Here is a 9637-nt window from a genome sequence, read left to right as displayed (position 1 = left end):
GGGTACACCTATTCGCATTCAATTCCAGAACAGCGAGAACCCATTTGAAGCTAAGACTAACAAGCTGACAATTTCTCAAGAACGTAAACGTAAACGTATGATGAGCATGGTTAAAGGTCGCAAGTAAACCTTTCCAATAGATTTGATACCCGAGCCTGTCTCGGGTATTTTTTTAAGTAAAATTCACGTTATCTGATAATCGCGTCTTTGATTCCGTTATCAGCTAGCGACTTAGACTAGATTCCAAAAGAAGAATGATATGACCACTAGCGATTTGATTACACCAGCGTCAGCAATCACACCAACCATCACTCAATTTTGTCATCAAACTTGGCTGATCAATGCAAAAGCAGTGTACGTTGAAAGTGACGACAGCAAAACTTACTTGATCACTGACGTGACACCTTTCCACCCTGTGAGTCATATTTGGCCCGATCACCCAGCAGACCGAGGTTTTGTCAGCGTAGGTGGCGAACAGTATATTGTTGAAGATTGCCTTGTTGGTGCAATAGAGCAATCTACTGGAAATCTTTATATTGCAGCAGATATCCCTGTTAAGCGTGATACGGAAGGGTGGGCGTTTGTGGTTGTCCACCAACTACCTGTATCAGCTTCTATTATTAAAATTGGCGATGAAGTTGAGTTGTCGGTTGATAAAGAGCACCAAGCCAGTTTGAGCCGCGGTCATAGTGCCGGACATATTGCCTTCTTAGCCTTGAATAAAGTATTGGCTGAGAGTTACTGGCGTAAAGATGCGGATAGAAAAGATCCACTCGGCAGCTATGACTTCAATAGCTACGCACAGGTGACTAGCTTTGTGACTCCAGAGTTGTGTACCGATAAGTATCGTTTAGGTAAAACATTGAAGAAACGCGGTCTGAACGTTGCTGACATGCTAACGAACCTTGATGGCATTGAGGCCAATATCAACCAGATGATTGCAGGCTGGCTTGCTGAATCGACTCTTGTAACGATGAGACTAGAAGGTGAGTCGTTAACAGACTCTCGCTACTGGGAATGGCAACTAGATGACGAGACTTTAGTGTCTATTCCGTGTGGTGGTACTCACATCGACAATACTTCAGAACTTAAGGCATTGTCGGTTAAGTTAACCCAATTAGATGACCAACATATCGAAATGCAGACGTGTGTCTCTCGATGATCTCAATTAAAGATCGAAAATAGATTATTCTGCATTGTTGGTTTTATTTGTTTACTTCTAGTCATATATTCCATTGTAAATTGAAATGCAGTATATGTAACTTATGCTTTCGGTGTGTGGTGATATAAATATTCTTTTTGGGGTAGATCGCTGATCAAAGTAGATAAAGCAAAAGATCAACCTATGATCTTCGGTGGTGTGTTGTGGTAATTTAGTGTGTTAATATTGACCAGTATATAGGCTTGCATAAGAACAAGCTGTTCCCACCATATAATTGAAAGCTTTAGTGAATGAAACAACAATTTTTATTAGAAGGTCACCGAGCAGTAAACAGTTTGCTTCGAAAGCTTGCCCTTGGGTTGGATCGCAAAGAATTAAATCGCAAGATCATTCAACTCACCGAGCAGATTTTTGGTCAAAGGATGGCCTCTATCCTATTGCTAAACCCCGAATCGAATACATTACATTTAGAATATGCTCCAAACTTGCCTGATTTTTATAACCAGCAGATAGAAGGGGTGGGGGTTGGTGCCGGAATTGGTTCTTGTGGCGAAGCGGCGGCACTTAAGAAAGCTGTCATGGTCTCCAATATTAATGCACACCCGAATTGGACTCCTTTCTTAGCCTTAACCAATCAGGCCAATCTTCATGCATGTTGGTCAGTGCCAATCATCTCTTCACATGGTCACGTATTAGGTACTTTCGCAATTTACAGTCAGTACATCTCTGAACCTCATGAGTTTGAACTTGAGATCTTAGAGTTATTGGCTTCTCTGTATTCAGTCGCGCTTGAGAAGTATGAGTTAGAGAATCAACTCAACTTTTTTGCCAATCGGGACTCCCTAACACACAGTTTGAATCGCCGAGCATTGCTGAGAGAAGCCGAGCAGGTGTTAACTAACCGGTGTTTTACTGAAAAAGTGATGGCATGCCTGTTTGTTGATGTCGATAAATTTAAGTCAATAAACGATACGTTTGGCCACAGCTTTGGTGATGATGTGTTGTTAGCCGTTGCAAAAGTGCTTGATGAGGCAACGACTGCCTGTGCCAAGATAGGGCGCTATGGGGGCGATGAGTTTGTCGTGTTCTCTTGCTTTGATGATCAAGAAAGTGTGCTGAACTTTTATCGAAGCTTAGAAAGAACCTTGGAACAAGCGCTCTATATCGATGGCACTCAGTTTTCTGTCAGCGTTGGACTTTCTTATGATAAAGATCCTGAGTCATTGGAAGGCTTGATCGCACAAGCTGATAAGAACATGTACCAAATCAAGCAAGCTAAGTCTTAGCAGTAGTAGATTGTAAAAAAAGTAGTGAGTTAGGAAATGCTAATGAGTGAAAATATCTGCCCTAAGTGCCAATCAGAGCTAGGTTGGGATGGAAAGTATCACTGTGAAAGTTGTCAGGCACACTTTACTAAGGTTGGGTTTTGTCCTGAGTGCAGCAGCCAACTTGAGAAGCTTCAAGCCTGTGGTGCAGCGAGCTATTTTTGTAATGGTGAGTGTAATGAGCTTAAATCTAAATCGAGAGTAAAGTTTGAATTCCAACCAGCGGAATAGCCTTAAATTATTTGGTTTGAACGACAATCGGTGATGTTATACCAGAGACTCAATACCAAAGTGTTGGGTCTTTTTTGTATCTAATGAACCTAGAGCTCGCTCTTAGCGACTCTTGTTGTCACTTGCGACTCAATCACACCGTCTTCAACTTGAGTGGTGATCACTTCGCCTACTTCGACGTCGTTAATCGATGACACGGTCTTGCTCGATGCTGAATGGGTAATACTGTAGCCACGTTTTAGGGTTGCTAATGGACTTACTGTTTCTAACTTCTCGGCAGCCATGGCTAGTTGGTGGCGAGTAGTTAGTAGTGTTTTATCCATTGCATCCAATAGCTTTTGCTCTGAACGTTGCAGATGCAGTTTCTGTTCACCAAGGCGTTTCACTGGCGAGTTCAGCTGAAGTTGGTGCTGCTTACGTTCAACACGCTGCGCATGCTGCTTTAGGTATTGAGTCATACCACGACGCAAACGCATGTCTAAGTCATCAAGCTGCTGACTCTGCTTTTGCAGTTGGTAGCTCGGGTGTTGTTTCTCTAAGCGGTATTTCAACGTTTGAGTTGATTGCGCTTGTTTGATTAACACATGACGAATCGCACTCACTAAACGAGCACGTTTAGACGCATAAGCTTGCTCTTTATGACTGTTGTCACGGCTAACTAATTCAGCGGCTGCTGATGGCGTTGGAGCACGCATATCTGCGACGAAATCCGCGATAGTGACATCGATTTCATGCCCAACGGCACTGATAATCGGGATCTGGCTTGCTGCAATGGTGCGAGCTACGATCTCATTATTAAAGCACCATAGATCTTCCAAAGAACCTCCGCCACGGCCAACGATCAATACATCACACTCGTTACGCTCATTGGCACGTCCAATCGCTTGAGCGATCTGAATCGAAGCTCCTTCACCTTGTACCATAGTCGGATATACGATGACTGGCAATGACGGGTCGCGCCTTTTCAGTACATCGAGAATATCGAAGAGGGCAGCGCCTGTTTTAGAGGTGATAACACCAACACATTTAGGATGTTCTGGAAGAATTTGTTTACTGGACTGAGCAAATAAACCTTCCGCCGCCAAGTTCATCTTAAGTTTTTCAAATTCTTGCTGAAGCTTGCCGTCACCTTCTGGCTGCATGCTTTCGATGATCAGTTGATAGTCACCGCGTGGCTCATAAAGAGACAGACGCGCTTTAACTAGCACTTGATTACCGTTCTGAGGCTTAAAAGTCACACGACGGTTATTGCCACGAAACATAGCGCACTTAACTTGAGCGCGAGAGTCTTTAAGCGTGAGGTACCAGTGACCAGAGACAGGTGCAGAGAAATTTGAGATTTCACCAACGAGCCAGACTATTCCCATTTCGTTTTCTAATAGGAGACGAACCTCTGAATTGAGGCGAGAAACAGTAAAGATGTTTGGATTGGTCATAGAAGCGCTATCTATCCTTGAAGGAAGGTCTTTCTCTTGGAATCTCACTGGGCGTGAGTATGGAAGATAGCGGCAATATAATACATAGCAAGGGGGTAAATGCAAATTAAAAGTATAAAAATGTGTAGCCAAGCGATTTCGTTGGCCGTATAATCCGTCCGCAATATCTAATCCAAATGCAGTTTGATTTTCCTTAATTGGCTGCCCTCATTAGGCGAAACGATGAGATTGGATTGTTTCTTTTTACTCCTATTATTGTGAGATATTGCAAATGCTAAGAATTGCCAAAGAAGCGCTGACATTCGACGACGTACTGCTAGTGCCAGCACACTCCACCGTTCTCCCTAATACAGCTGATCTTCGCACTCAGTTGACGAAGAATATTTCCCTAAACATCCCAATGATCTCTGCATCGATGGATACTGTGACAGAAGCTCGCCTAGCGATTGCACTGGCACAAGAAGGCGGAATAGGCTTCATTCATAAGAACATGTCTATTGAACAACAAGCTGAAATGGTTCGCCAGGTTAAAATTTACGAAGCAGGTGTAGTTTCTCACCCTGTTACTGTAAACCCTGAAGCGACAATCGCTGATGTTGTAGCTCTTACTCAAAAACACGGCTTCGCCGGTTTCCCTGTTGTTACTGAAACAAACGAACTTGTTGGTATTATTACTGGCCGTGACGTTCGCTTTGTGACTGACCTTTCTAAGAAAGTTGACGTAGTAATGACGCCTAAAGCTCGCCTTGCTTCTGTTAAAGAAGGTGCAACTCGTGAAGAAGTTCAAGAGAAAATGCACGAAGCGCGCGTTGAAAAAGTTCTTGTTGTAAATGATGACTTCCAACTAACTGGAATGATCACTGCGAAAGATTTCCATAAAGCAGAACGTAAACCAAACGCTTGTAAAGATGAGCGCGGCAGCCTACGTGTAGGTGCAGCTGTTGGTGCTGGTGCTGGTAACGAAGAGCGCGTTGCTGCTCTAGTTGAAGCTGGCGTAGACGTTCTACTTATCGACTCTTCACACGGTCACTCTGAAGGCGTACTTAACCGTATCCGTGATACGCGTGCTGCATACCCTGATCTACAAATCATCGGTGGTAACGTAGCAACTGGCGCTGGCGCTCGTGCTCTTATCGAAGCGGGTGTGAGTGCGGTTAAAGTAGGTATCGGCCCGGGTTCAATCTGTACGACTCGCATCGTTACTGGTGTTGGTGTTCCTCAAGTAACAGCAATCGCAGACGCAGCTGAAGTGGCTAACGAATACGGGATTCCAGTCATCGCAGATGGCGGTATCCGCTTCTCTGGCGATATCTGTAAAGCTATCGTTGCTGGCGCATCTTGTGTGATGGTTGGTTCAATGTTCGCGGGTACTGAAGAAGCTCCGGGTGAAGTTATCCTTTACAACGGTCGTTCTTACAAGTCTTACCGTGGTATGGGTTCTCTTGGCGCTATGTCTCAAGGTTCTTCTGACCGTTACTTCCAATCTGATAACGCTGCAGACAAGCTTGTTCCAGAAGGTATTGAAGGTCGTATCGCATACAAAGGTCGTCTAAAAGAGATCGTTCACCAACAGATGGGCGGTTTACGCTCAAGCATGGGCCTAACGGGTTCTGCAACTGTTGAAGATATGCGTACTAAAGCTGAGTTTGTTCGTATCTCTGGTGCGGGTATGAAAGAATCTCACGTACACGATGTTCAAATCACGAAAGAAGCACCTAACTACCGTTTAGGTTAATAATACGTCCAAACGTTTGAATAATGTGCTGATTTAGTCGGCACATTAATATACCAATCGTAGTAAATAACTGATCATCCTAGCTTGTTAAAAACCTCGATAACTTCGTTAGAATTTTTGATTGTAGAATAACTACTTATCAGAACTCTTTGTTGAATAGAGCAGCCTTGTTCTCAAGCTTTTTTCCAGCGCTACTACTGAACACTTACTTACTGTGATTGGTATTATATCTACCGCCTGTTTTGTTTAGAGAGTTATTCTCACAAAACATGGGGTTAAAGATAACCAACGAAAACGTTTGCTTTATTTCTTGAAGAGTTAATCAGAGGTGAGTAAACTCGCCTCCGTTTTATCACATAGCCAATAAGACTGCTTACAATGACTAAAAATATTCATGACCAACGTATTCTAATTCTGGACTTCGGTTCTCAATACACACAGCTAGTAGCTCGTCGTATTCGTGAGATCGGTGTTTACTGTGAACTTTGGAGCTGGGACGTAGAAGAAGCGGATATTCGTGAATTCAATCCAGACGGCATCATCCTATCTGGTGGCCCTGAAAGTGTAACGGAAGATAATTCTCCACGTGCACCTCAATATGTATTTGATTCAGGTGTTCCTGTCTTCGGTATCTGCTACGGCATGCAAACTATGGCTGAGCAACTTGGCGGCAAAGTAGCAACGTCTACTGAGCGCGAGTTTGGCTACGCAGCGGTACAAGTAACGGGTGAATCTGCACTTTTCGCCGACCTTGAGACAACTCAAGATGTTTGGATGAGCCACGGTGACAAAGTGGTTGAAATCCCTGCTGATTTCACAAAAATCGCAGAGACAGATACTTGCCCATACGCTGCAATGGCAAACGAAGAGAAGAAATACTACGGTGTTCAATTCCACCCAGAAGTAACGCACACTAAAAACGGCCTAAAAATGCTTGAGAACTTCGTTCTTAACGCGTGTGGTTGTGAAGGTCTGTGGACTTCAGCGTCTATCATTGAAGATGCAGTTGCACGTATTAAAGAGCAAGTAGGTGACGATGAAGTTATCCTTGGTCTTTCTGGTGGTGTTGATTCATCAGTCGTAGCAATGCTTGCTCACCGCGCTATCGGCGACAAACTGACATGTGTATTTGTAGATAACGGCCTTCTTCGTTTAAACGAAGGTGAGCAGGTTATGGAGATGTTTGGTGACCAATTCGGCCTAAACATCATTAAAGTTGATGCGGAAGATCGTTTCCTTGACGCTCTGGAAGGCGAAGCTGAGCCAGAAGCGAAACGTAAGATCATCGGTCACGTATTCGTAGATATCTTCGACGAAGAGTCTAAGAAACTGAAGAATGCTAAATGGCTTGCTCAGGGTACTATCTACCCAGACGTAATCGAGTCTGCAGCATCTAAGACAGGTAAAGCACACGTAATCAAATCTCACCACAACGTTGGTGGCCTTCCTGATGATATGGAAATGGGCCTTGTTGAGCCTCTACGTGAGCTGTTTAAAGATGAAGTACGTAAGATCGGTCTAGAGCTTGGTCTTCCATACAACATGCTTTATCGCCACCCATTCCCAGGTCCTGGTCTAGGTGTTCGTGTACTTGGCGAAGTGAAGAAAGAGTACTGTGATTTACTGCGTCGTGCTGATGCTATCTTCATTGAAGAGCTTCACGCTGCTGACCTTTACCACAAAGTATCTCAAGCATTCACGGTATTCCTACCTGTACGTTCAGTTGGCGTAATGGGCGATGGCCGTAAGTACGATTGGGTTGTATCTCTACGTGCAGTAGAAACTATCGACTTCATGACTGCTCACTGGGCACACTTACCATACGACTTCCTAGGTAAGGTATCTAACCGTATTATCAACGAAGTTAACGGCATTTCACGTGTTGTTTACGATATTTCTGGTAAACCACCAGCAACTATCGAGTGGGAATAATCTCTTAGAGATTTAACCAGTTTTGATTAAGATCTTAAGCCTCGAACTCAGTTCGGGGCTTTTTTCTTTCTGACTCAGGGTATTAAAAGCTTATAGCTGACAACTAGACACCAAATCAGTTGGAAACTAGATATCACCTCAAGAAACAATGAGACGTTTTGTTGTGTTGAAGGATACATAAAAGTGTCACTCGCACTTTTTATAAATTCACATGGTAACGACTAGCTCATTTCCCATGCGCCGCATACTCTTTGATGGACTTATTAAGGACAGATAAGAGAATCCATCATGTTAAAAATCAAATATTTGGCGACAGTAGTTGGCTGCGCTTTAGCAGCACACAGTTACGCGTCTTTGAACATTCAGCCTGATCCGCAAAACCCGAATGGCTACCTTGTTGAAAAGTCTGCACTGCAAGCTGCTGAACAAGCGAAAACATCCGATCCTATGTATGCGATCTGGTCACAAGCATTACAAACTCGTCCCAATAGTATTGTTGAAGCTATTGAACCGGGTTTAGCCTCGAATCCTGAAAACGTGAAACGAGTCGAGCGTGTATTCCCTCAATCTGAATGGGACTTCCTCACTCAGATGGCTGCGCCAGAATACACGTACACTCGCTTCTTACGGGCGATTGGTAAATTCCCAGCCTTCTGTGGAGAGTACACTGATGGCCGAGACTCAGACGCCATCTGTAAAAAATCCATCATCACGGCCTTTGCTCATTTCGCTCAAGAAACAGGCGGGCACATCGCAATAGATAACACCTCTGATAACCCATTAGCTCTAGAAGAGTGGCAGCAAGCGCTGGTGCATGTTCGTGAAATGGGTTGGTCAGAAGGTCAAGAGGGTTACACCACCGGTTGTGGTCAGAACGATTGGCAGAATGCACGTTGGCCTTGTGCGGCAGGGCAGGGTTACTTTGGACGTGGTGCTAAACAGCTTTCTTACCATTTTAACTACGGTGCGTTCTCGGAAGTTATGTTCGATGGTGATGCGACGGTTCTATTGAATAACCCAGGCTTGGTTGCTGATTCATGGTTGAACTTGGCTTCTGCTATCTGGTTCTTCCTTACACCTCAAGCTCCTAAACCTGCCATGCTGCACGTTATTGACCGCACTTGGACACCCTCTCAGCGTGAGTTGGATGCGGGAATTGGCTATGGGTTTGGTACCACAATCAACGTAATTAATGGTGGTATCGAGTGTGGTGAGCAGAACAAAGACAAAGGCCAACCGGTTAACCGAATTCGTTATTGGGAAGGATTAGCTGCGCATTATCTGATCCCTGTAGAAGCGGATGAAGCCAATACATGTTGGCAGCAAACGCCTTATGGAAGCTTGAACTTGAATGGTGCGACTGATGTGTTGTACACCAACTGGGATGGTAACTGGAAATACTACGCAGACCGCCCAGAAGGCTATTCATTTGAGTGTGAGCTTGTTGGTTTCCAAACCGCTTATTCAGCCTTGGTGGCCGGAGATTATGAGAAGTGTGTGACCAATTTTTATGGATCACATGCGAGTTGGCCTGAAGTGAAAGTGGTCGATAAGCTTGATCCGGTTGACCCTGGTACTAACCCCGGAGGTAACGGTTGGAGTGCGAGTAAAGTTTACAATGCTGGCGACCAAGTCACTCACAACGGTGCGACTTACCAAGCTAAATGGTGGACTCAAGGGGATGATCCTGCCAATGGCGGCCCTTGGAAATTTGTAGCGGGTGAACCAACACCACCCGTAGTGACAGATCCATCGCCAGTTGTCCCTGCACCTGTCGATCCTGCTCCGGTAGACCCAACACCGGTTGAACCACCTG

Annotated in this window: 7 protein-coding genes; 6 read left to right on the top strand and 1 reads right to left on the bottom strand. The window is 44.5% G+C overall.

Features of this window, described 5'->3' with window-relative positions; genetic code table 11:
• The first annotated feature begins 259 nt into the window (after nucleotides 1-259).
• The 3 genes from AB4232_RS10210 to AB4232_RS10200 all read left to right on the top strand — a co-directional run bounded on the left by AB4232_RS10210 (nucleotide 260) and on the right by AB4232_RS10200 (nucleotide 2718).
• Entirely contained in the window at nucleotides 260-1162 is a 903-nt protein-coding gene (locus AB4232_RS10210) for an alanyl-tRNA editing protein (RefSeq protein WP_372087054.1), read from the top strand.
• Nucleotides 1163-1452: 290 nt separating this feature from the next.
• Entirely contained in the window at nucleotides 1453-2448 is a 996-nt protein-coding gene (locus tag AB4232_RS10205; protein ID WP_372087053.1) for a diguanylate cyclase, read from the top strand.
• A 42-nt stretch (nucleotides 2449-2490) separates the two neighbouring features.
• The gene (locus tag AB4232_RS10200) at nucleotides 2491-2718 is read left to right on the top strand and encodes a zinc ribbon domain-containing protein (RefSeq protein ID WP_017099592.1); all 228 of its coding nucleotides are present in this window, start codon (nucleotides 2491-2493) and stop codon (nucleotides 2716-2718) included.
• A gap of 89 nt (nucleotides 2719-2807) precedes the next feature.
• On the opposite strand, the gene xseA is transcribed toward AB4232_RS10200, so the two are convergent.
• Nucleotides 2808-4154 carry an exodeoxyribonuclease VII large subunit gene (gene xseA, locus AB4232_RS10195; RefSeq protein ID WP_102540578.1) on the bottom strand — a complete coding sequence of 449 codons (1347 nt, stop codon included), beginning with the start codon at nucleotides 4152-4154 and terminating at the stop codon, nucleotides 2808-2810.
• A 271-nt stretch (nucleotides 4155-4425) separates the two neighbouring features.
• On the opposite strand from xseA, the gene guaB reads away from it, so the two are divergent.
• From guaB to AB4232_RS10180, 3 genes are all read left to right on the top strand, one after another.
• The gene (gene guaB, locus AB4232_RS10190) at nucleotides 4426-5889 is read left to right on the top strand and encodes an IMP dehydrogenase (protein ID WP_135444999.1); all 1464 of its coding nucleotides are present in this window, start codon (nucleotides 4426-4428) and stop codon (nucleotides 5887-5889) included.
• A gap of 378 nt (nucleotides 5890-6267) precedes the next feature.
• On the top strand, nucleotides 6268-7821 hold the full coding sequence (gene guaA / locus AB4232_RS10185) for a glutamine-hydrolyzing GMP synthase (protein ID WP_017098065.1): 1554 nt from the start codon (nucleotides 6268-6270) through the stop codon (nucleotides 7819-7821).
• Between the two features lie 288 nt (nucleotides 7822-8109).
• A partial coding sequence (locus AB4232_RS10180) for a glycoside hydrolase family 19 protein (RefSeq protein ID WP_372087052.1) occupies nucleotides 8110-9637 on the top strand: 1528 nt, incomplete at its 3' end.

This window comes from Vibrio sp. 10N.286.46.A8, assembly GCF_041470165.1.
Classification (GTDB): Bacteria; Pseudomonadota; Gammaproteobacteria; order Enterobacterales; family Vibrionaceae; genus Vibrio; species Vibrio tasmaniensis_A.
Note: the sequence above shows the minus strand (reverse complement) of the source record. Positions and strands in the feature narration are given on the sequence as shown.